The sequence below is a fragment of the Glaciecola sp. XM2 genome, from assembly GCF_018595715.1.
Lineage (GTDB): Bacteria > Pseudomonadota > Gammaproteobacteria > Enterobacterales > Alteromonadaceae > Glaciecola.
In genome coordinates this window covers 1-22,468 of record NZ_JAHEOJ010000018.1, presented here as the reverse complement: position 1 = coordinate 22,468, position 22,468 = coordinate 1, and the positions used below count along the sequence as shown (strand labels likewise).

Annotated in this window: 21 protein-coding genes; 9 read left to right on the top strand and 12 right to left on the bottom strand. The window is 44.4% G+C overall.

All coding sequences use genetic code 11. The annotated features are described in order from the left end of the window. Nucleotide 1 precedes the first annotated feature (1 nt). Entirely contained in the window at nt 2-466 is a 465-nt protein-coding gene (locus tag KJ365_RS03665; RefSeq protein WP_214450283.1) for a chemotaxis protein CheX, read from the top strand. Between the two features lie 62 nt (nt 467-528). Beyond that, nucleotides 529-1,737 (top strand): OmpA family protein, encoded by a 1,209-nt coding sequence (locus tag KJ365_RS03660; protein WP_214450282.1) that lies wholly within the window; start codon nt 529-531, stop codon nt 1,735-1,737. A gap of 94 nt (nt 1,738-1,831) precedes the next feature. Here KJ365_RS03660 and KJ365_RS03655 read toward each other — a convergent pair whose 3' ends face one another. The 5 genes from KJ365_RS03655 to KJ365_RS03635 form a co-directional block, all read right to left on the bottom strand. Next, nucleotides 1,832-3,187 (bottom strand): amidohydrolase, encoded by a 1,356-nt coding sequence (locus tag KJ365_RS03655; protein WP_214450281.1) that lies wholly within the window; start codon nt 3,185-3,187, stop codon nt 1,832-1,834. A 98-nt stretch (nt 3,188-3,285) separates the two neighbouring features. Next, nucleotides 3,286-4,665 (bottom strand): replicative DNA helicase, encoded by a 1,380-nt coding sequence (dnaB, locus tag KJ365_RS03650; RefSeq protein ID WP_214450280.1) that lies wholly within the window; start codon nt 4,663-4,665, stop codon nt 3,286-3,288. A 199-nt stretch (nt 4,666-4,864) separates the two neighbouring features. After that, nucleotides 4,865-5,827, bottom strand: a complete 963-nt coding sequence (locus KJ365_RS03645) for a DUF4097 family beta strand repeat-containing protein (protein WP_214450279.1) — start codon at nt 5,825-5,827, stop codon at nt 4,865-4,867. A 12-nt stretch (nt 5,828-5,839) separates the two neighbouring features. Continuing rightward, nucleotides 5,840-6,334 (bottom strand): hypothetical protein, encoded by a 495-nt coding sequence (locus KJ365_RS03640; protein WP_214450278.1) that lies wholly within the window; start codon nt 6,332-6,334, stop codon nt 5,840-5,842. Next, nucleotides 6,327-6,887, bottom strand: coding sequence for an RNA polymerase sigma factor (locus KJ365_RS03635; protein ID WP_214450277.1), 561 nt, complete (start codon nt 6,885-6,887; stop codon nt 6,327-6,329). The genes KJ365_RS03640 and KJ365_RS03635 overlap by 8 nt, the downstream gene beginning before the upstream one ends. 204 nt (nt 6,888-7,091) lie before the next feature. Here KJ365_RS03635 and KJ365_RS03630 point away from each other — a divergent pair, with 204 nt between their 5' ends. Then, nucleotides 7,092-7,745, top strand: coding sequence for an MOSC domain-containing protein (locus tag KJ365_RS03630; protein ID WP_214450276.1), 654 nt, complete (start codon nt 7,092-7,094; stop codon nt 7,743-7,745). A 77-nt stretch (nt 7,746-7,822) separates the two neighbouring features. Here the strand turns inward: KJ365_RS03630 and KJ365_RS03625 are convergent, their stop codons facing one another. Further along, on the bottom strand, nt 7,823-8,566 hold the full coding sequence (locus KJ365_RS03625; RefSeq protein WP_214450275.1) for a fibro-slime domain-containing protein: 744 nt from the start codon (nt 8,564-8,566) through the stop codon (nt 7,823-7,825). A 225-nt stretch (nt 8,567-8,791) separates the two neighbouring features. On the opposite strand from KJ365_RS03625, the gene KJ365_RS03620 reads away from it, so the two are divergent. Next, entirely contained in the window at nt 8,792-9,145 is a 354-nt protein-coding gene (locus KJ365_RS03620) for a VOC family protein (protein WP_214450274.1), read from the top strand. On the opposite strand, the gene KJ365_RS03615 is transcribed toward KJ365_RS03620, so the two are convergent. The 3 genes from KJ365_RS03615 to KJ365_RS03605 all read right to left on the bottom strand — a co-directional run bounded on the left by KJ365_RS03615 (nt 9,142) and on the right by KJ365_RS03605 (nt 13,800). Continuing rightward, complete coding sequence (locus KJ365_RS03615; protein ID WP_214450273.1) at nt 9,142-10,854, bottom strand: putative bifunctional diguanylate cyclase/phosphodiesterase; 1,713 nt, start codon at nt 10,852-10,854, stop codon at nt 9,142-9,144. The genes KJ365_RS03620 and KJ365_RS03615 overlap by 4 nt on opposite strands. Nucleotides 10,855-10,935: 81 nt before the next feature. Beyond that, nucleotides 10,936-12,525, bottom strand: coding sequence for a sensor histidine kinase (locus tag KJ365_RS03610; RefSeq protein WP_214450272.1), 1,590 nt, complete (start codon nt 12,523-12,525; stop codon nt 10,936-10,938). 90 nt (nt 12,526-12,615) lie between these two features. After that, nucleotides 12,616-13,800, bottom strand: coding sequence for an acetyl-CoA C-acyltransferase (locus tag KJ365_RS03605; protein WP_214450271.1), 1,185 nt, complete (start codon nt 13,798-13,800; stop codon nt 12,616-12,618). 217 nt (nt 13,801-14,017) lie between these two features. On the opposite strand from KJ365_RS03605, the gene KJ365_RS03600 reads away from it, so the two are divergent. Next, a complete protein-coding gene (locus KJ365_RS03600) occupies nt 14,018-15,553 on the top strand; it encodes a sensor histidine kinase (protein WP_214450270.1) in 1,536 nt (511 codons plus the stop codon). Next, nucleotides 15,550-15,969 carry a response regulator gene (locus KJ365_RS03595; RefSeq protein WP_214450269.1) on the top strand — a complete coding sequence of 140 codons (420 nt, stop codon included), beginning with the start codon at nt 15,550-15,552 and terminating at the stop codon, nt 15,967-15,969. Before KJ365_RS03600 ends, KJ365_RS03595 begins: the two co-directional genes overlap by 4 nt. A gap of 69 nt (nt 15,970-16,038) precedes the next feature. Here the strand turns inward: KJ365_RS03595 and rplI are convergent, their stop codons facing one another. Genes rplI through rpsF form a run of 3 tightly spaced genes read right to left on the bottom strand, consistent with a single transcriptional unit; the run spans nt 16,039 to nt 17,157 of the window. Further along, nucleotides 16,039-16,491, bottom strand: coding sequence for a 50S ribosomal protein L9 (rplI, locus tag KJ365_RS03590; protein ID WP_214450268.1), 453 nt, complete (start codon nt 16,489-16,491; stop codon nt 16,039-16,041). Nucleotides 16,492-16,516: 25 nt separating this feature from the next. Then, nucleotides 16,517-16,744, bottom strand: coding sequence for a 30S ribosomal protein S18 (rpsR, locus tag KJ365_RS03585; protein WP_214450267.1), 228 nt, complete (start codon nt 16,742-16,744; stop codon nt 16,517-16,519). Next, complete coding sequence (rpsF, locus tag KJ365_RS03580) at nt 16,744-17,157, bottom strand: 30S ribosomal protein S6 (protein ID WP_214450266.1); 414 nt, start codon at nt 17,155-17,157, stop codon at nt 16,744-16,746. The genes rpsR and rpsF overlap by 1 nt, the downstream gene beginning before the upstream one ends. Before the next feature lie 262 nt (nt 17,158-17,419). Here rpsF and KJ365_RS03575 point away from each other — a divergent pair, with 262 nt between their 5' ends. The 3 genes from KJ365_RS03575 to KJ365_RS03565 are packed head-to-tail and all read left to right on the top strand — an operon-like array spanning nt 17,420 to nt 22,334. Then, nucleotides 17,420-18,568, top strand: a complete 1,149-nt coding sequence (locus KJ365_RS03575) for an efflux RND transporter periplasmic adaptor subunit (protein ID WP_214450265.1) — start codon at nt 17,420-17,422, stop codon at nt 18,566-18,568. 8 nt (nt 18,569-18,576) lie between these two features. Next, entirely contained in the window at nt 18,577-21,672 is a 3,096-nt protein-coding gene (locus KJ365_RS03570) for an efflux RND transporter permease subunit (protein WP_214450264.1), read from the top strand. Beyond that, nucleotides 21,669-22,334, top strand: a complete 666-nt coding sequence (locus KJ365_RS03565; protein ID WP_214450263.1) for a CerR family C-terminal domain-containing protein — start codon at nt 21,669-21,671, stop codon at nt 22,332-22,334. The genes KJ365_RS03570 and KJ365_RS03565 overlap by 4 nt, the downstream gene beginning before the upstream one ends. The last annotated feature ends 134 nt before the right edge of the window (nt 22,335-22,468 follow it).

Sequence of the window (22,468 nt, the reverse complement as noted above, 5' to 3'; positions counted from 1 at the left end):
TATGAATGCTACTTTTATCGAACCTTTCGCCGAAGCAGTAAAATCGACCCTTGCCATGATGGCGAGTATCGAACTGACGCAACAACCCCAGCAAGATAAAGCCGACTCGGTCGCCCGAGGCGAGCTTTCTAGTGTAATTGGTATGGTCAGCCCTCAGCTTTGTGGCTCTATGGCAATTACCTTCGACAAGCCACTCTCTTTGGCTATGATGCAAAATATGCTTGGGGAAACTCATGGCGAGATTAATGCTGACGTAGCTGACATGATTGGTGAAATGACCAACATTATTTGTGGCAGTGCAAAAGCGGCTCTTTCCGAGCAGGGATATGAGTTTAATATGGCCACTCCTGTGGTGATTACGGGCGAAAACCACGTGATTCATCACCATGTTGAAGGTCCAAGCACTATCACCACATTTATTAGTCCAAAAGGCAATGCTTACTTAGAAGTTTGTTTCGATAAGTAGTATAATCGTACGTTGCTTCAAACTCATTTTATCTCAATCATTTTGTAAAAGGACCTCACTGTATGAAAAAAATCGCACTGACACTTGCGTTTGCAACCACATGTTTTGCAAATGCAACCTTGGCACAAGACTCTGCTGAGAAGCCTCCCTATGAAAATTGGGTAGGCGTTTTCGGTCAGTACCATCAAGCCGACTCGGATAAACCCGATCCAGTAGGCGGGCTTGACGACGGTAGAGGTCTTGGTGGTGAACTTGGCTTTCGTTTTGACCCAACATGGGCGGTACGTTTTGAGTTAACCAGACTGCTTATTGATAATGATTCAAGCGTAGCTGCTTCACTGGCAGACGACGGCACCATGCTAGGTGCTGACTTAATGTACTTTTTAGAAGATGATGCAGCTTACTTGTTTGGTGGTGTGCGTGAGCAGTCTTTGCGCGATAGTTACCGAATGGTGAGCCTCGGTGTAGGTAAGCACTGGGCAGTAAGTGAGGATTGGCGCGTGATTACAGAAGCCGCGGCATATCATGATATTGGCCAAAACTATCAAGACTTTAGCTTAAAACTTGGTTTGGCTTACATCTTTGGTGAACGTTCTACAGGCACCATTGAGCGCCCTGATAGCGATGGCGACGGTGTTTATGATGCTGTTGACCGTTGTCCGAATACACCTCCTGGTACGCAAGTTGATGCCACTGGTTGTAATATCGACTTAGACGGTGACGGCGTGATTAACGCAATGGATGAATGCCCAAGAACACCTGTAGGTGTAGCAGTTAACGAACGTGGTTGCCCGTTAAAAGACTCTGATGGTGATGGCGTAACCGATGATATGGACGAGTGTCCAGATACACCTGCAACAGATCGTGTAGATGAGGTGGGTTGCAGCGTATTTGAGCAAGTAGAAGTATTTGTAGAAATTGACATTCTGTTCGAAAACGATAGCAGTGAAGTAACCAATCCAAGAAGTGAGCTCATTCTAGAGTTTGTTGATTTTATGAATCGCTTCCCAAATACCTCTGCGGTTATCGAAGGTCATACTTCAGCGGTAGGTGATACTGATTACAATCAGGCATTATCTCAACGTCGTGCAGATGCTATTCGTCAGTTGCTGATTGATGAATATAGTATCGACGCTAGCCGATTAGACGCAGTAGGATTTGGCGAGTCACGCTTGAAGTTCAACGACGATACGGAAGAAGCGCATCGTTTAAACCGTCGCACAGAAGCTCGTGTAACGGCTACAGTTGAAGAGAAAGTTACTCGAGACTAAGCGTTTAGATGTGAACGTAAAGTAATAAAAAAACCCGATACTGCTTAGCATTATCGGGTTTTTTATTACCTGTGTTTAGCACTAGTATTTAGCGCTAGGTTTTTGGCATTAATTCCATTAGCGCATAAACCGTACTTTCGACCCCTACTTTAACAGACTCAGGTTCAACCTTAAAAAACGGGCTATGATGCGAAGGAATAGGTGCACCGCCATTTTGTGCTTCAGCCCACACCTTCGGATTTGTGCCGCCTACTGCCCAATACACACTTTCAATTTGTGGCGTGGTAGTGAAATATGGAAAGTCTTCTGCGCCCATGCCTGTTGGCATAAAACTTAGTACTAACTCTTCACCCATTTTATCTGCCCATACCGATTTCAAACGCGAGGCTAAGGTTGCATCATTTACCGTGGGAGGTGTACTTGAAACGACTTTCATTTCTGGCAGTTTATCTTCTGGCATGCCTGCAACGCGTCCCATATTCTCAGCAATACGCTCAATACCGGTGAGAAGCTTTTCACGGGTTTCTAAATTGGTGTTTCTCACCGTAAGCTCTAACTCTGCGCGATCAGAAATGATGTTATGGGTAGTACCACTGCGAAAAGATCCCACAGTCACCACCCCCGCTTCACGAGGGCTGAGCTCTCTAGAAACTAAGGTTTGTAAGGCCAAGACAATTTGTGAGCCTAGTACAATTGGATCTTTACCCGCGTGCGGTGAAGCGCCGTGCGCGCCTACCCCATGAATCGTGATATCAACGGTATCAGCACCAGCATAAGGCGCCCCTTCAATAACATTCACTACGCCAGTGGGTAATGCTGAGCCAACATGAAACGCTAATGCATAATCTGGCTTGCCAAACGTACTCCAAATGTCGGCATCCATCATCTGTTTAGCGCCAATCAACCGCTCTTCAGCGGGCTGGCCAATCAGCATCAGCGTACCCGACCACTGGTCTTTATTCTCTGCCATGTAGCGAGCAGTACCTACCAAACTTGTTATGTGAACATCGTGACCACAGGCGTGCATCACAGGCACATTCTCACCGTTAATCGGTGATATCTGCATGGCTTGTGAGGCATATTCAAGACCTGAGTCTTCTTTTACAGGCAACCCATCCATATCTGCGCGCATCATCACTAATGGCCCAGGCCCATTTTCCATCATCGCCACAATACCCGTTGCTGGAAATCCGTCTACTGCAACGCCAACACCTTCGGTGACCTCAAAGCCTGCTAGTCTAAGCTCTTGCGCTAATCGTGCAGCAGTTTGCGTCTCAACAAGCGATAATTCAGGGTTTTGATGGAAGTGAATGAACAAGTCTTTTAGATAACTATCGTAATCTTGTTGAATAGCGGCTTTAAGTTCACTGTCGGCGCTGAAAGCCGGCGATGAACATGCAAACATCAAGCTAACACCTAATGCAATGGATTTGAGTAGAGGTTTATTCATAATGATGTGGATTCCCTTTGTGTGTAAATCAGTCTACCTAGCGCGCATCAAAAGATGCTCACACGCAAAGCATGCACGTCATTAAGCATCAGTGCATGCTAGTAGTCGTCAGTAAATTCTGGCCCAGCGTAATTATCGAAACGCGAGAACTGCCCCTGAAAGGTTAGCCTAGATGTGCCAATTGGGCCATTTCTTTGTTTGCCGATGATAATCTCGGCAATGCCTTTGTATTCGCTATTTTCGTGATAAACCTCATCACGGTAAATAAACATGATCAAATCGGCATCTTGCTCGATAGAGCCCGATTCACGCAAGTCAGAGTTGATGGGCCGCTTGTCTGAACGTTGCTCCAATCCACGATTTAACTGAGATAGGGCCACAACCGGCACTTCTAATTCTTTCGCTAAGGCTTTGAGTGATCGGGAGATTTCTGCAATTTCGAGGGTACGGTTATCGGATAAGCTCGGTACACGCATCAATTGCAAATAATCTACCATAATCATCGAAATTCCGCCTTTTTCTCGAGCGAGTTTGCGCGCTCTCGTGCGCAACTCCATAGGTGTCAAGCCAGAGCTATCATCAATAAATAGGTTGTCTTTTTCATGCAGGCGCTGCATCGTTTGCTGCAATTTTACCCAGTCTGTGTCATCGAGTTTCGCGGTTCTGATTTTAGTTTGATTGACCCGCGAGAGCGACGCTAGCATCCTCATCATGATTTGCTCAGCAGGCATCTCTAAGCTAAATACCAGCACTGGCTTGTCTTGCATCATCATTGCGTTTTCACACAAGTTCATCGCAAAAGTGGTTTTACCCATTGACGGTCTTGCAGCAACAATAATCAAATCAGAACGTTGTAGACCGCTTGTTTTAGCGTCAAGATCATCAAATCCTGTTGATACACCTGTTACTTCAGAGTCTTGCTTTACCAGCTCATCTAGGCGATCAACGGTCTTTTTAAGCACACTTTTTACATCAACGGGGCCTTCGCCCGCTGCTGTGCGTTTTTCTGCTATTTCAAATACTTTTGTTTCAGCAAGGTCGAGTACTTCTTTGCTGTCGCGACCCTCTGGGTTAAACCCCACCTCGGCAATATCATGCGCAACGCCAATCAGCTCCCGAACGACTGCTTTTTCGCGAATGCTGTGCGCATATGCGCCCACGTTAGCCGCACTTGGTGTGTTTTTCGCTAGCTCAATTAAATATGGAAATCCGCCAGCGTCGTCGAGTTGATTGTGACGACTGAGCTCTTCTTTGACCGTTACCGTGTCTACGGAGCGATTAGCGTTAATAAGGCGAAGAATGGATGCATAAATGATGCGGTGCGAACGGTTATAAAAGTCTCCTTCAATCAATAGGTCTGCCACTTTGTCCCATGCATCGGGAGAAATCATTAAGCTACCAAGAACCGATTGCTCTGCTTCTATGCTATGCGGGGGAATATTGAGCTTGTCTCTGGAGTCCGTTTGAGTTTGCGCCACGTGTCTAAATTTGATTGATAAAACAGAAAAGTATTATGGAACATGTAGACACTTTTGTCTCGACTGATTTTGAATTCTTGTGGTTTTTATCGACTCATTCTAGCTAAGCCTTTGCTATCAAAGCGCATTAAAGTGTAGGTATAAATGAAAAGAACTGCGCCAATAAAATAAGCGCAGTTCAATACACATTAGGTGAAACTTACTGTTTGGATAAGGTGATGGTGCCACTGACGGTATCGATCTCTACGGTAGCGGTTGGATTGGGCGTCGAAATATTCAATCGACTTCCCGGTCCATATTCGTCCTTTTTCGCTTTATGGTCTGTAAACCTATTGCGAATGCGTCCACCTGCAAAGGTTTCTACTTCAAAGCGCGCTGAGGCATCACTTGGTAGCGCTAGTTCAATACTGCCGCCAACCGAACTCGCTTTTACGACCGCAGAAGGCGCCAAGCGCATATTCATCTCAATACTGCCATTAACGGTTTCGGTAGTCACATATGAAACTTCTTCCATATTCAGTTCAATATCGCCGTTGACTGTTTCGCCGCGCACTTCTTTGGCAGATGATACAACTGAAATATCCCCGTTTACGGCACTTGCATAAATGGTTTCACCAATTGCACCTGTAGCACTAATATCGCCGTTCACCGATTCTATGGTCAAGGTGCCCGTTAAGTCTTGCGCGGTAATATCGCCATTAACCGATTCAAGTTTGACTGCGCTTTGAAGGTTTTTGGCGGTTATATCTCCATTGACCACCTCAGCGTCAACGCCTCCTAATATCTGCTCGATGTTCACATCAGCGTTGACTGACTCGTATTTAACTCGGCTTCCCATCGGCACATATATCGTTAGATTATCATTGTTATCGCCTTTAGAGCCTGAGTTACCCCACCAAGACTCTTGCTCTACTTCTACGATGATATCTACAGAATTACCATTGCGCTCAAAGATAAACTCTTTTGTATTTTCACCCAGTTCACCCTCTACCTTTACTTGGGAGTTCTCCCAACCGATTATCTTTGCCTTCCCAGAGACATGCTCCACTCTCACGACACCTTGGGGATCTGCATCGAGCGTTTCATTAACGGTTTGTTTAGCCTGCACACTAATACTCACCATCAGTAATGCAGATAGACATAGCTTGCTAATTGTATTCATAAATGTCCTTGTTTAAATAGATTGCCATGCAGGTGCATGGACACGTTCAATAATCGCTAATTCTTGTTGATAAACATGTTTTAACATGCCAATTAAGGCCGGATTGTTAGGCGCATCTTCTAGCGCTTTTTTTATCGCCGCCTCAGCCTGCGCTAAATCCTCAAGCTGTTGTTGCCAGTTGTTGGTGCTACTGGGCATATCTTTGAAGCTCACCAGCAGCCCTTGCTTTTGAATTGAATGCTGCTCGCTGAGCTGTTCAACTAACAACATGGATTGTGTTTGTTGGCCAGTGTAAAAGCTACCGTAGGCCAACAACGCTATCGCAAGAAATGATGCAGCGATGGCCAAGCTGCTTCTGCGCCAAGCCCCTTTGCTCGTTTCACGCACCGCATTGTCTTGCTCATTAACGATGGCTTGCTCAATGCCTCGCCATAAATCTCGTTGCGGGGCTTTACCACGCGCTAGCGCATCAATCTTGCTTTGAAGGTCTTGCTTAGATTCATTCATTTATCCATTCCTCCATCATTTTTCGCGCTCTATGAAACTGTACTTTGCTCGTTGCCGGGGCCATATTAAGCATCTTGGCTATCTCTTCGTGCCTGTATCCTTCTAGTGCGTGCAATACAAACACCCATCTTGCTCGCTCGGGGAGGCGATAGATATATGCCTCAAATTCAGTGTCGGCGATGCTACCTAAATCCGCCTGCTGGTGCTCGGTGCTATCCACGATGGAAACCACCTTTTGCCACCACCCCTTTTGCTTGCGAATATACGAAATGCAAATATTGCTCGCTACGCTGTGTAGCCACGTCGAAAATTTACTCTTACCATCGAAATTATCGAGCTTTTGCCACAGCTGAATAAACACTTCTTGTGTCGCATCCTCTGCAAGAGATTTATCTGCACACAAGCGAAGACACAAGCCATACACCATATTGACATGTAAGTGATACAGCTCCTTAAACGCGCCTGTTTCTTTGCGCCTGGCACCCGTAATCAGATCAGCTAATGCTTGCTGACTGGTTTGATGGGTCACTAAGGTTTGTATGTTATTTGTCATACTGATTTTGTTTTTTCCCTTATTCCATGTCACTTTTCAAAACCAATGATTTTGCCAATTGGGTGTTTGTGTATGCTCTATCTAATCAGTCGCGACTACTTTTAGAAAGGTTTACATCAGCATAAATAAAAATGTAATTTTTGACGCTTCCCTTTTATAGTGGGATGTAATGTAACCTATAACGTCAATAGAAAGAGTATTTGTATGAAAGTCTCAGCCTTGTTTGCCGGTAAACCAGTACCTTTTGGCCCTCGAAACTCTCCTAGTAGCATCGTCAAACAACCCTTTAGCTCACTCAACGTTGTGACCGATGGCGCCATTGAAGACGAACAGGGCAACAAAAAGCTTCACGGTGGGCCGTATATGGCGCTTCACCAATTCGCACAGTCTAGCTATCCGCGCTTGCAAGCTGCGTTTCCTGATGTCGCCGAAAAGATGCTGATGGGAAGTATTGGCGAAAATATTTCTGCACCCGACATGAATGACGACAATGTGTATATTGGCGATGTCTATCGCATTGGCGAGGTAGTGGTGCAAGTGTGCTCACCACGCGCGCCATGCTCAAAAATAAATCAGCGATATGGCAAACGTAAAATTGACCTCTTCATATTAGAAAATGGCATCACCGGTTGGTATTTTCGCGTACTTGAGCAAGGTAAAATGCATGTCAATGATGCCATTGTGCTAGAAAAAAGAAACGAAACACCAGTATCTATTAAAACCTTAATGCATATGAGTAAGCCTTTAGAAGGAATGAGCTTTAGTAAAACGGAGCTTCTTAACGCTATGCAGAGCGAGGGCTTATCGCCTGAGTGGCAAGAAAAACTTCAGCGCCAAATAAAAAAAGCCAATGACTAATCATTGGCTTTCATTTACTGCCTCAATGTTGTTTCTAACTATCAGCACATCACTCGACGCGACGCGCTCATTAGCAATTAAGACTTACGTTTTCTAGTATATGCCACGCCTGCAATGGAGAGTAAAACAAGAAGCAAGGTAGATGGCGCGGAAACTTGAGCCGAGCGCAAAACCGCTGATGTGGTAAAGTTAAAGTTAGAACCCACTGTTCGTCTCTCTGCATGAAAAATATCAAGCGTATAGTCAGTACCCGCTACTAAACCGAGTGTGTCTAAGTTAACGCTGCGGGTTGCTGGGCCGTGTATACCGCCTAAGTCAACGACGAGTTCTCCATTGATAAATACCCACACATCGTCATCTCCGGTAAACGAAAAAGATTGACCTGCAACATAGGTAAATAGGCTGTTTATCTCTGTTGTAAAGTGGTAGTTATTTGAGCGACCTTCATTGCCAAATCCCATGCCGTTAATAGGGAAATACGAGGAGTTGCTGTAAGTATAAATACCACTACCTGGGGCTGTTTCAGCCGCGTCTAACGTGATTGAGATAGATTGATTAACGCCGGCAACATCGTTATACCATTGGTTAAAACTAGCAGCCGTTGAGAGCGATGGACCACCTACATAAACAGGCTTACCATCTGGGCCAAGCTGAGACCCAACTAAACCAGTTTGCAATCCGAATATAGGACCCTGTTCAAAGTCAGGGTGGGTGTCTCTAAAGTCTCGCACCGTAGCATCAAGAGTAATGACAGAAGCTAAAGAAAAGGTACTTAGCATGAGCATCGATGCGCCTAGCATAGTTTTGTATAGTTTGTTCATAGATAATCCGTTATTTGTTGGGTGTAATACGCCTGTCTATTGCAGGAAACATATAATTTTAAGGTTCATAGCAATTTACAAGCCAACCAATAAATAACTGAAATATATAAATAAAATTTAGATGCTTCTCAAGAGTTGTAAAAAATACCGACACATTAATCATATTGCTAGGTGCTATACATTGATGCTAAGTTTGTGAGTCGAGCATCAAAACTGGGGCAGCAAATGACAGATACTATTCACCACCAAATCCATTATCTTGAAATCCCTACAAAGGATATAGACGCAAGCAAAGTGTTTTTTGCAGAAGTGTTTGGCTGGGAGTTTGTGGATTATGGTCCCGAGTACACTTGCTTTACTGGGCAACAAATCGAAGGCGGATTCTTTTTATCTTCCCATAGTATGCACAGCGAGTCAGGTAGCGCATTGGTCGTTATTTATTCAGATGATCTAGAAGCGAGCTTACAACAAGTGGAAAGCGCCGGTGGCGTCATTGTTAAACCAATCTTTAGCTTTCCAGGCGGCAGTCGTTTTCACTTTGTCGACACCGCAGGAAACGAATTTGCCGTATGGCATTAAGCGCTTTCTAACCAGGTCGATTCAATTTGCTGAGCCGCAACAGGCTCAGCAAAGAAATATCCCTGACCGTGGTCAATGTTTAGCCTCTGACAAAACTTAAACTGCTCTTCCGACTCAATCCCTTCAGCTACTACAGTCATGTTCAAACGCTTAAGCATGCCGGCGAGCGCCTCAAAAATAGACAAACGCTTCTCTTCACTTTCGTCCATTTTAAACAGCGACTTGTCGAGCTTAACAATATTGATGGGGTAGTTTATCAAATGGGATATAGATGAATAGCCCACACCAAAATCATCCAACGAAATTTTAAAGCCATAGGCCGATAACGACTCTATAGAGCGCTTGATGATCTGATGATGTTCAAACAATGCTGTTTCGGTAATTTCCAGGACTATGTTTTCAGGCTTCACATGATAATACTCAGCCCGCTCGATGATGTAGTCTGTTACCTTCTCACTTTGCAACTGAATTGGCGAGATGTTGATGGCAATAAACTGGTCAAAATCAATCCGCTTTTGCCATGTCGCAAGTTGCGCAATAGCATGATTGATCACCCATTCTCCAATAGCATGTATATCGTTGTTTTTTTCTGCTACCGGAATAAATTCATCAGGCACAAAATGCTGCGCGATATCGGGCCATCTTAATAAGGCTTCGTAGCCAATTTGCTTGCCGCTATGCAGTTCAACCACCGGCTGAAAGTGCATGCCAAATGCTGCGTCTTGCAAATGCTGTTTAAGACCCACTTGAATATCATACTGACGACTGAAGTCTTTGTGCATCATCTCGTCATACACGCGAATTTGACCTTTCCCAGCGCGCTTTGCTGCATACATGGCAACGTCGGCGAATTTGACCAAGTCTTCTTTTGTTTTGGCGTGCAAAGGATACATTGCCGCACCTACGCTGGCATTACACGAAAGCTCTGTTTCGCCTAGCGCAATGGGAGCTAACAGTGCAGTATGTATACGCTGAGCAACCATTGCCGCCTGCTCAGCTGTCTTGATACCCGTTAAGATCACTGCAAACTCATCACCGCCTAAACGTGCGAACCCTTCATGACGTCGCAGTTGATTTTTAATACGGGTAGAGAACTCAATAAGTAAGCGATCACCTGCATCATGCCCTAAGGTATCGTTGATGAACTTAAAATTGTCTAAATCAAGCAGTACTAGGGCAATATCGCCACTCGCAGAACCGTCTTTAGGGATAAGTACCGACATAAGCTGATTGAAATGATGACGATTAGAAAGGCCTGTAAGTGGGTCTTTTTCCGCAATATGTTTTACATCTAAATAGTTTTGATGAAGCTTATGCTCAAGCTCAAAACGTTTTTGAGCATGCACAATAGCACGCTCTAAATTAAGCTTTTGTAGTTCCGATTTCAAAATGAAATCTTGCGCGCCAGCTTCTAAACAAGCCACCGCAAGCTCTTCACTCTCCGAAGCGCTCATCATAACAATCGCAACGCTACCTAAGCCCGCCCTTGCCCGCAAACGTTGTACCATCTCTATACCATTTACGTTTGGCATCTTATAGTCAAGCAGGATCACATCAAAGCGCTGTTCTCGAAGTTTCTCCAAGCCATCATCTACCGATGTAGCCTCGACTACATTGACGTTGAGTGCTTTTTCAGCAATCGTACGACGAATAATTTTACGATCGGCAAAATCATCATCTACCACTAAAACTTCTAAGCGTCTTCTCATTTGTATACTGCCTACTCTGTAATTAGAGATTTTGTTAAAGTATTTTACGTCGCCAAAGCTTGGCCCGCGATACTTTTATTATTATTGTAGTTGTTTTAACACTTTTCGCGCGATGTTTTCAAATGGCCAGTAAACAATAAACTTTGTGCCGCGCGGTTTGTTGTCTTCGACCTTAATGTTACCACCATAGTGTTCTACTAATCGTTTTACAACACTTAATCCCATACCCGACCCTTCGACTTCATCTCGCGGTTTCAAGGTTTCGAAGAGATCAAAGATACGTTCGCGACTTTCAGGCTCAATTCCTGGTCCATTGTCGATTACTGTGACAACGTTGGCTTTTTGCGTTCTACGCACTTTAATTTGTATTTTAGCATTGCCCGAGTCGTGATGTTTAATGGCATTTGCAATTAAGTTGAGTAATACCACGCCAAATGGCACCTCTGGCACAAGTATTTCATTATCATCGCATTTCATTGAAAACCCCATGGGTAAATCAATCAGCGATAGTAGCTCGACCACCTTCGTTTTTACATTAAGCTCTTTTGGCTCTAAGTAGTCTTTGCCTATTTTTGAATACGCTAATAAGTCTTGTAAAAGCTGCTCCATGCGATTAGCGCGATTCATCACTAACTCTAAATTTTCAAAGCAGTCTTGGGGCATTGCCTCGCCACAGTCCTCCATTACCCAAGACACTAGGCGCTTAATCACATTTAATGGGGCTTTTAAATCATGCGAGGCGATGTAAGCGAAATGATTTAGGTCTTTGTTTGAACGCCTCAAGTCATTAATGATGACTTCTCTTTCGGTAACGTCGGTAAATGTAACTAAGGTGTAGGTCACATCACCGCGCAATGAAAAGCTTTGTTGGTCGCGTTGCAACATCTTTGGTTGCTCGTCTTTGAATTCCAACGTAAAGACATTATTGGTCGCTTCTTTTTCAACTTGAGCAGTCTCAAAGGTAGCCATTACTTTTTCCGTTAGGGGGCGAGCGTCGTCATCTGTTAATGCAGACATGCAGCGATTGTTGGCAAAAATTACATCGCCATTAGCGTCTTTAACATAGACATAATCATCATTGAGCGCTGCAATCTCACCAAACAGCGCGCGATTTTCCAAAGCCTTACAGGTCTCCTGATGCATCAGCGTTGTTTGTTTAACGCTTTGCAGCAAACTAGAAAGCGCTGGGGAGTTTTCGGGTGTTAATGAAAACTCAGCTTCACATACGCTGGCTAAGACTAGCGCTTGATGTGAGCCATTAGCGTGCTCAACGAGAATATAAGCGTAGTGCCCCTGATATTGAGCCGGTAATTCTGAAGCTTGCAGTGTGTAAAGGCTGAACTCATTATGTTGACAAAGGCTTACATGAGAGGTCTTATCGACACTCTCGATATCAAATTCATGTATCCACTTACCAAATGGCTGTTGCGCTTGAGGATGTAAAAACGTCGCAGTTTCATCTCTTGCTAATATGCATACGTTGAACGATTGCACAATGCAGCTGAACATCGACAGTAAAGGTGATAGGAGTGTCTGCAAGGTAAATGAAGGCGTCAGTTTGGATGTTTGTAGCAAGCTTTGATTGCTCACACTGCTGCTTTTTGTAGTGGGTGTAACGCCGGTTTGATTGGCAGCCATATTAGTTGATTTTGGTTCTGGTGCAGTGCCCATTATGGCCGTTCATCTCGCCTACTACTATTGGCGTTATACTAAGGCAATCCCTGAGCTGACTCAAGCCCAGGGATTCACAAATACGGCTTTTTATGCGATTTCAAATAAACCTGCTGCGCCCATGCCACCGCCAATACACATCGAAACAACGACGTATTTAGCACCTCTACGCTTGCCTTCGATTAACGCGTGACCAGTAGTTCGCGCTCCTGTCATACCGTATGGGTGACCAATACTTATAGCCCCACCGTTAACGTTGTATAACTCTGGGTCAATACCGAGCTTGTCGCGACAATACAAAGCCTGACAAGCAAAGGCTTCGTTTAACTCCCACAAGCCAATATCGTTTATCGACAAGCCATGCAGCTTTAACAATTTAGGGATAGCATAGATTGGACCAATACCCATCTCTTCAGGCGCATTACCTGCAACGGCCATACCGCGATAAATACCAAGAGGAGATAATCCGCGCTGCTCAGCAAGTTTACTTTCCATCACGACACATGCCGACGCACCATCTGACAATTGCGAGGCATTACCTGCGGTAATTACGCCACCGTCAATAACAGGCTTCAAAGCTTGTAAATCAGCTAGTACCGTCGATGGGCGATTACCTTCATCTTTGGTAAGCGTCACTTCTTCAAAGCTGATTTCTTTTGTCTCTTTGTTCATGATCCCTTTAGTAGTGGTAAACGGGACAATTTCATCATCAAACTTGCCAGCAGCTTGAGCGGCAGCGGTTCGTTGCTGTGAGCTCAATGCATATTCATCTTGCGATTCGCGGCTAATATTATATGTTTTTGCAACGTGCTCGGCAGTCAACAACATTGGCATGTATGCATGTTTCTCATGGGCTAGGACGTTGTCATCCATACTCTTGCTGGCCCATTCAAAATACTTCTGCTGTACTTCGGTAATGTTATCTTGGCCACCTGCGACCACAACATTCATACCATCGCACATGACTTGCTTGGCGGCTGTTGCAATAGCCATAAGACCTGAGGAGCATTGACGGTCTATGGTTTGACCTGAAACGGTATTTGGTAAACCCGCTGCTAGGGTCGACAAGCGGGCGATATTTCCCCCTGCACTTCCGGCACTTAGTACAGAGCCGATGATCACATCATCTATCTCGGCACCATCAACGCCACTGCGTTCAACGGCATGCTTGATGGCATGGGCGGTGAGTGTGGGTGATTTCGTATTATTGAACGCGCCTTTGTAAGCTCGGGCAATTGGAGTACGAGCGGTTGAAACAATAACAGCTTCTTTCATGGGTCTTCCTTAAAATCGTTGTATATGAGATGCATCATGATAATCTTTCTTGCAGCGCCTGACGCATTTTTAATTTTTATCTATGCACATGCCCTTGCATGATAGTTCGATATGTATTTACGACGCACTCATATTTACCCGTGTACAAGGACCTTGCTTGTACATGCGTTTATCGTTACTTTACAAAGCCTCAAGTCAATGATACTGGTTGGTACCTATGCCAAAAGCTGAACGGGAACAATACCTAGGGAAGCCAGATATTATTGACGGCCTGCCAAGCTTTACTTTGTCGTCTCACTTAGAAGAAAATCTTTCAGACTTATGCTCACTGGTGCTTGAGGTGTTTGGAGCCCAGCGCTGCGACATCGCCGCTATCTATGAACAGAATTTTATCGGTTTGCATAGCGCCGCAAAGGATTGCCAGGCTGCATACAGCAATATTTTCAGCGCGCTAGAAGCGACTAAATTCAAAGACTTTGTTTATATTACGCATCGCTTCAAACACCAATCCGCTGACTCGTTGATGGTTGCCGTTCCCATCAACCTTGCACACAATGTGTGCCTAGGTTGCTTGGTTTTTGCTAAACAAAACCTAGAGCCCTTAACCAACAAAGAAAAACGCATACTAAAAATGATGACCAGGGACACCTTGAACTTTTTCATACAAGCCAAGGAGACCTTTGCCGCAGAAAAGTTTAGCGAACTACAATCTTTAGTGCTTGAGACCAACCAAGATTGGATTTTTGTTAAAGATCGAGACTTTAAGATAGTCTATGCCAACGAGGCTTTTCTTAACGTCTACCCTGAAGATATGCGTGACAGAGTGATCGGTTACACAACTATCGAAGAATACAACGAAGAAGAAGCCGCTGTTTTTTTACGAGACGATAAAATTGCGTTTGCTGAGGGCTCGAGCAATAACATTGAAGACATTCATTTGCCAGATGGCTCGCATACCATTGTCGCAACCACCAAAACTCGGTTTGAAGATAAGCTTGGTACGCCATATATTTTGTGCGTGTGCCGAGACATCACGGAAAAAGAAACACTTATAAGAGATCTTAAAAAAGCAAACCAAGAGCTTGATGATTTCACCAGCATTGCCTCTCACGATCTTAAAGCGCCTTTAAACGCCATCCGACGATTGCTTACTTGGATTGAAGATGAGAGTGGGGACTCACTATCTGAAAATGCACGAGAAAATATCAGATTTGTCGTCAGTAGAACAGAAAGAATGCATACATTGCTAAACGACCTATTACGTTTTGCAAAAATTGGACGCGAGACCCCTAATAACGTTCAGTTGTCTTTAAAAAGCGCGGTTGATGAAATGCGCTTACTGATTGATGTACCAGAGCATTGCGTCTTTACTTCAGAAGAATTGCTAATGTATGTGCCATTAGTGCCAATGCATACGGTTCTATTGAATCTGATCTCAAATGCATTTAAGCATAACGATAAAAGCACACCTAAGGTTAACATTGAGGCTTTCGTATCTAAGCATTACTATGTTATAAAAATCATTGATAACGGCCCGGGGATTGCACCAAGATATCAAGAAAAGGTATTTAAGCTTTTCCAAACGCTGCGCCCGAGGGATGAAGTAGAGGGAAGCGGTATGGGGCTGTCGGTTGTGAAGAAATACGTCGACTACTATGGCGGAAGGGTAACACTCGAATCAGATGGTCAACACGGCACTACATTTACCGTTTATTGGCCTGTAGGAAAGTTAACTGAAAGGATACAAGGATGAACAACACGATAACACCGACCTTATTCGTAATTGATGATGATGATGTTGATTTTAAATTGCTCAAATATGAATTTGAGAAACGTAAAATCATAAACAATATCGTCAGAGCGAAAGATGGTATCGATGCGCTCGAAAAATTAGCCAACAACGAGGTAAGTAAGCCGTTTCTTATCTTGTTAGACCTAAACATGCCGCGCATGGGCGGGATGGAGTTTTTAGATGAACTTCGTAAACAAGAAGAGTATGCGAGCAGTGTGGTCTTTATATTATCAACATCTTCTGATTCCAAAGATATTCGCGACGGATATGAGAAACACGTGGCCGGATACTTTCTGAAAGATGATGCCACCGAAAGCATTGAGCGAGTGGTAGATGTGCTCGGAGGATATTTTCAAATCGTCATGTTACCAGATTAAAAAAAGGCCGCTGTGATAGCGGCCTTCTCATATGCTTAAACGATTCAATGTTCATGAATCTATTTGCGCTTACGCTTCTGCAATAATTTGTACTTTTACAGTTGCGGTTACGTCAGAGTGAACCTGAACGTCGATGTCGTATTCACCTGTTTCACGAAGTGTACCGGTAGGTAGCTTCACTTCAGATTTTACAACTTCAACGCCGGCAGCGGTGATCGCATCGGCAATGTCTTTTGTTCCAACAGAACCAAATAATTTACCTTCATCGCCAGCAGGAGCAGCAATAACAATAGCTTCTAAGCCATTGAGCTTCTCACCACGTGCTTCAGCAGCACTTAGCTCTGATGCAATTTTCGCTTCAAGTTCAGCACGACGTGCTTCAAACTTTTCAACGTTTACTTTTGTGGCTGGCACTGCTTTTCCTTGTGGGAACAAGAAATTACGTGCATAGCCTGATTTTACTGTGACTTGGTCACCTAGTCCGCCTAAGTTGGCGATTTTATCTAGTAGAATGATATTCATCTTTGCTACCTCTTAATAGCCAAACTTACTTATGAGAATCGGTGTAAGGTAACAAGGCTAAGAAGCGAGCACGCTTGATTGCCGTTGATAACTGACGCTGATACTTTGCACTGGTGCCGGTGATACGGCTAGGGACAATTTTGCCACTTTCAGTGATGTAGTTTTTCAATAAAGAGATATCTTTATAATCAATCTCAGCAACACCTTCTGCAGAAAAACGGCAGAACTTACGACGTCTGAAAAAACGAGCCATTATTCTTCTCCCTCTTCACTTGCTTCACTAGATTCATTCGCTTCGGCTGTAGATGCAGCAGAAGGAGCAGGTCTTTCTTTACGCTCTTCTCTACGCTCTTCTTTAGCCATAGGCGACTGTTCAGTAACGGCAGCTTTAGTACGCATAACAAGGTTACGCAATACAATGTCGTTGAAACGGAAAGCAGTTTCTAACTCTTCAACCGCTTCAGCAGTTGCTTCAACGTTGATGAGTACATAGTGTGCTTTATGAAGTTTTTCGATTGGATAAGCCAATTGACGGCGACCCCAATCTTCTAAACGATGGATAGTTCCGCCGTCAGCTTGAAGGATACCTTTGTATTTTTCAATCATACTAGGTACTTGTTCACTCTGATCGGGGTGAACCATAAATACGATTTCGTAATGACGCATTACTGCTCCCTACGGTTATAGTCTCGGATAGTGCAGTCGTCTATATAGAGACAAGGAACTTAGGATGTTGACTGCAAGGGCGCGCATACTACAGCACAAGTTACCGCGAGGCAAGTCATTTTCGCCTTCAGGCCCGTAAAATCGCCATCTTGAAGCAAAAATCAATATTTCCAAACAGAAATAAATCAAATGATTTAATCTTTTGATTTAATTCTCTCGTAGTGTAATCTTATCATCTGCTTTTTATTTGGGAATTATGATTGTGCCTAATTTGCAATTGTCGTTAAGTCGATACTGTGTAAGACGCTTGTTTGTTTACCTAGTTGCGCTCGCAACGCTGTCGGCGTGCTCACAAGCACCTGAACACAGCCCCATTACTAAGTCTGTATTAGCAACAACGCCGGTAGCGGCAAACGCAAATACCCAGCGCACATTATCTGGCGTGTTACAAAGTGCCGATCAAAGCACCATCAGTTTTGAAATTCCCGGCGTTATCGAAAGCGTTGACGTCAACCTTGGAGACAAAATCACACGCGGGCAACTACTGGCATCCATTGACGATAAAGTCTTCAAGCTTGCGGTAGAGCAAAGAAAAGGACAGTTATCAGAGGCGAATGCTCGCCTTACCGAAGCGCGCATTGATTTTGAACGAAAGTCGCAATTGTTTGAGCGAAATGCCATTTCTAAAGCAGAAGTGGACGTTGCCAAAGCAAGGTTTGACTCACTGCAAGACCAAGTCAATATTGCGCGAACGCAAGTAGAAATTGCCCAAGAAGACTTAGCTGACACTCGCTTGATAGCGCCATTTTCAGGCAGTGTGGCACAACGCCATGTGGAACCTTCACAACAGGTAACCCCTTCTACTGGAGTACTTACCATACATGGCTCAAATAGTTTAGAAGCGGCGCTATTTGTGCCTGAGTCATTAATAAACGATATTCAGCCAGGACAAAAAGTAAAGGTTGAAGTGGTAGTTGACCAAAAGCGGCAAGTGTTTGTGGGTAGCGTTTTTGAAAAGGGCAATCAAGCACAGCGCGCAAATGCATTCCCGGTAACCGTCACCCTTGATGCCGGCGAGATGACACAAAGACTTCAACCGGGCATGTCTGCTGAAGTCACTTTTTCATCAACCAATAATAATCTCCCTGCCAACGCAATGCAGGCTCCCCTGTCGGTTATTGGCGCAGATGCAAACGATACGCACTATGTAATGGCATTAGAGCCAAGCCCTGACTCACAGACATTTGTGATTAAAAAGGTCGGTGTTGAGCTTTTAGATATGAACGCGCAATATGCGATTTTCATTCCTTCTCAAAAACTAGGCGATATTGTTCGCACCGGACAAGACTTTTTACGCGACGGGCAGGTAGTATTTGCTTCTAGCGGCCCAATGTTGACCATCAACGAATAAGTATCCGCATGAAAAACATCTCTCACTTAAGTTTTTTACACAACCGACTCATGCTTGCGGTTGTGCTGTCACTCATGCTTTTCGGCATCTATAGCTTTTTTAACTTACCTGCACAAGAAGATCCTAAAGTGACGGTGAGAGAAGCGGTTGTTACCACACATTTAGATGGCTTACCGGCCCAGCGTGTTGAATTATTGATCACCAAAACCCTTGAAGAAGCCATTCGCAAACTCCCAGAGGTGAAAGAAATACGCTCAATTTCGTTAGTTGGGCAATCCATTATTCATGTGCAGTTGCAGGATAGATACTCCGAGCTTGATCAAATTTGGGATGATATGAGGCAAGAAATAGACCTCGTGATCAACGAATTGCCAGAAGGCACTAGCACACCCCGCGTGAACGACACCTTTGGTGACGTTGCTGTACTAACCGTGGCTTTGTTAGCCGATGACAGTATTTCTTGGGGAGAGCGCTTTGATGTTGCACAGCATGTTCGCGACCTCATGTTTACCGTTGAAGGCGCCAAGCGTGTTGACATATTAGGCGTACAAAACGAGCAAGTTGTGGTGGAGGTGGCGAATGCTAAGCTTGCGCAGCTGGGTATTTCTCCCAATTTGATCATAGCCGCTTTGCAAGAGCAAAACGTGATCCAGCCCGGCGGAATAATTGACGCAAACGGCACAAACTTTACCTTACAACCAACGGGTAACTATCGCACCATCGACGATATCGCCAATACCTTAATTGCAGTACCCGGCCTAGAGCAATCCATTCAGCTTAGGGATATCGCGACGGTAAATAGACAGACCATAGACCCGCCGTTTCAAAATGCATATTATCGCGGCGAACCTGCCATCATTTTTGCCATAGCAAAAACCGATGAGTCAGACGTGCTCACCTTCACTCCTAAAATGGAAGCCCTCATTGCGCAACTTGAGCAAGCGATTCCGGCAGGATTTGAGCTTAAAACCGTTACCCGTCAAGCAGATGTGGTTGCAAGTGCCGTTAACGGCGTCAGCATCAATGTATTGCAAACACTGAGCATTGTATTTGCCGTTGTGGTTTTATTTCTAGGATTACGGACTGGATTGATTGTTGGCTCTATCGTGCCGTCAGTTATTTTAATTACGATTTCAGTCATGGCATTTTCAGGCATGGCCCTTGAGAGAATGTCTTTGGCCACATTGATTATTGCGTTAGGTGTGCTTGTCGATAACGGTATCGTGGTTGCCGAGGATTTTAAACGTCGCCTAGAAGAAGGCGAATCACGCGCGCACGCACTCAAACATAGCGGTGAAACATTAGCCATTCCTTTGCTCACCTCATCTTTAACCACTATTCTCGTGTTTTTACCCCTTATGCTGGCGCAAAGTGCATCGGGTGAATATACCCGTTCGGTGTCACTCGTGATTTTAATTGCGCTGCTTATTTCTTGGTTACTCTCGCTAACCGTTACGCCTTTTTTGTGTTACCACTTTATAAAGCGTAAAACAAAAGATGAGCATGGGATTTTACGCACCAAAATCAACGCACTCTTTGAACGCTTAAACCCCGCTTATGAAAAAACACTTCGCGTGACATTGGCTAACCGCACCGTTTTCTTATGTTTGATGCTGATACTTTTTGCATTAGGCGGGTTTGGTATGAGCTTGGTACCAGTGAAGTTTTTTCCAGATTCTGATCGCTCCCAAGTGCTCATTTATATGGACTTACCCGCGGGCAGCTCCATGCGTGAAACAAATGAGGTTATGCAAGCGGTAATGGCCGACTTAGACGATAAAGAACGCTTTGCACATATCGAAAAACACGTCGCCTATGGAGGATTTGGTGGCCCACGTTTTGTTTTATCGCTGACGCCTATTGATAGCGAGCCCAATAAAGCATTCTTCATGCTCGATGTCGGCGATAGAAAAAACACACAGCCCACCATAGATGCCTTAAGGGAAATGTTTGCACAAGACTATCCTCAAGTAATGGCAAGGGTTAACCGGATGTTTTTAGGCCCCTCAGACTCCAGCAAACTCGATATTCAGATTAAAGGGCCAGACCGAGAATATATCTTTAATACCGCATTGGAAATCGAGAAAATTTTGCGCTCAGTTGATGGTATTTACGACGTGCGAAACGATTGGGAAAATCGTATCACGCAAATCAGCATAAAGGTGAATCAACAGCAAGCTAGGCGCGCCGGCGTGAGCTCTTCAGATGTCGCACAATCACTCCAAAGCTACTTTAGCGGCTTGCTAGTAACCGAGTTTAGAGAAGGAGACGACATCTTACCCATATTAGTGCGTGCGCCTGAAGATGAACGCTTTGATTTAGACCGGCTAGAAACAGTGACCGTGTTTTCATCTGGGCTCGAGAGAAACATCCCCCTGATGCAGGTGGCCACCCTAGAGTATGAAACAGGTTTTGCTCGCATCGCACGGGAGAATTTATTTAGAACCGTTACCGTAGAGGCCAAAAATGCATTGATGAATGCTGAGGATATGGTGCCCTTATTAGAGCAACCACTTAATGAATTAAGGGCAACATTACCCTTTGGTTACACCATCGAATATGATGGCGTAATTGAAGACTCGAAAACCTCTCAAGCGTCTTTAAGTAAAAACTTACCGCTGTGTATTGCGGTGATTATCTTATTATTGGTTGCACAGTTCAGGTCATTTAGGCGTACTGGCATCATTTTGATGACCATTCCACTGATAATCATCGGTGCATCCGTTGGTTTATTAATTTTGCGCGGTGACTTTGGGTTTATGGTGATTTTAGGTCTTTATGCACTGGCCGGTATCATTATCAACAACGCTATTGTGTTGATTGACCGCATTGATATAGAACGCAACGCCATCGATGACGAAGACAACATGAGTGCGCATAACGAAGCCCTGATCAGTGCCTGCGTAAGGCGATTGCGTCCTATCATTATGTCCACATCGACTACCATCTTAGGTCTGATGCCTCTCATCATTGGGCAAGATGCTTTGTTTTATGCAATGTCGGGGGCCATTGCGTTTGGTTTGGCTATCGGCACCGTTTTGACACTGGGCGTAGTACCTGTTTTATATTCCGTGTTGTTCAACATAAAAAGAGAGCAAGCATGACCATAAGCTACCATACAAGCGACGATATTCTAAGCAGCACCACCGCGGTTGCCTTGCTCGAAGCCGGGATTGACCAATTTGGGCAATTTGGACTCAAGGCAACAACACGAAACATAGCGGAAAAAGCCCATGCGAATATCGCCGCCATTCCATATTACTTTCGCAGTAAACAGGGCCTTTACTTAGCATGCATGCATTACATTATCGATAATATTTTCAGAGAGATTGGAGAGGTGATGATACCGCTTGAATCTACCTTGTCTGGACTCACTCCAGAACAAGCTAAACATGCATATCTCAATATCATGGATACGTATTGTGGCTTTTTTATTGAAGATCCTCGCACCCACACATGGGCTCAGTTTATTATGCGAGAGCACGCAAACCCGACAGACGCCTATCACATATTTAGCGAGCGCTACTACCAACATATGCGCCGCGTTCAATTGAAATTATTAGGGAAATGTTTTGGCCGTTCTGAGCATGATGCAAAGATAAAAGTGCAAAGCCATACCCTATTTGGTCAAGTTCTGGGATTTTTAGTCGCTAAAGAAAGCTTGCTTGAAAGCCTTAATCAACGTGAGCTTACCGCTGATGATATTACACTTATCAAAGACGTAGTGCGTCAGCACACGAATTCTGTGCTGAGCGCTGATTTATAAACGAATAATACCCGAAAATTAGTAAATAATGGCGCAGCACTGGTAAGAACCTAAACAAATTATTTAACTACCCTTAGGACAATTCGCAGAGCCAATTGTACGACTAACGCCATCGAGTCTCCCAACAACGTAAT